This is a genomic window from Oleiphilus sp. HI0128, assembly GCF_001635365.1.
Genome location: NZ_LWGG01000203.1, coordinates 1 through 848 on the forward strand (window position 1 = coordinate 1; position 848 = coordinate 848).

At 46.3% G+C, this 848-nt stretch carries 1 protein-coding gene; it reads left to right on the plus strand.

Annotated features, from left to right (window positions below; translation table 11 throughout):
- Positions 1–111: 111 nt before the first annotated feature.
- Positions 112–843, plus strand: coding sequence for a M24B family metallopeptidase (locus A3763_RS02625; RefSeq protein ID WP_068759865.1), 732 nt, complete (start codon positions 112–114; stop codon positions 841–843).
- Positions 844–848 lie beyond the last annotated feature (5 nt).

Sequence of the window (848 nt, forward strand, 5' to 3'; positions counted from 1 at the left end):
GTTTGTTGCCTTGGAGCACGCACTACATGAGCTGCGTTTGATAAAAAGTACCACCGAAATCAAGACGAGAAACAGGCTGCTGAAATATCTGCCCAAGCACATATTGAGGCAATGAAGGTTTGCCGCCCAGGTTTACATGAATATCACCTTGAGTCAGCGATGAGCAAGGTGTTTATGGATAATGGTGCTCGCTCTCAAGCATACCCAGCTATTGTTGGTTCAGGCGACAATGCCTGTATATTGCACTACATCGATAATAACGGCCCCTTGAATGACGGCGACCTTGTCTTGATTGATGCTGGTTGTGAATTGGATTGTTATGCCTCAGATATCACTCGGACCTTTCCGGTAAACGGAAAATTTTCTGACGAGCAAAGGGCAATTTATCAAATCGTCTTGGATGCTCAATTAGCCGCAATAAAAGCAGTGAAGCCCGGGAGTCACTGGAATCATCCTCATGAAGCCGCGGTCAAGGTAATTTGCCAGGGTTTGCTCGATCTGGGCTTGCTCAGTGGCGAGCTGGATGAAATTATCGAAGAGGAGCGTTATAAGCCTTTTTATATGCATCGAACAGGCCATTGGTTGGGCTTGGATGTTCATGATGTTGGTGAGTATAAAATCGACGGTGAATGGAGAGAGCTTGAGCCCGGTATGGTGATTACGGTTGAACCGGGTATTTATATCGCTCCCGGCAATAAAGAAGTGGCGAAAAAGTGGCGCGGCATTGGCATTCGTATAGAAGATGATGTTGCTGTTACCAAGAAGTCTCATCAGGTGCTATCTAAAGATGTCCCGAAAACGATTCATGATATTGAAGCCATTATGGCGCAGGCCTCGTCTTAGGGAGT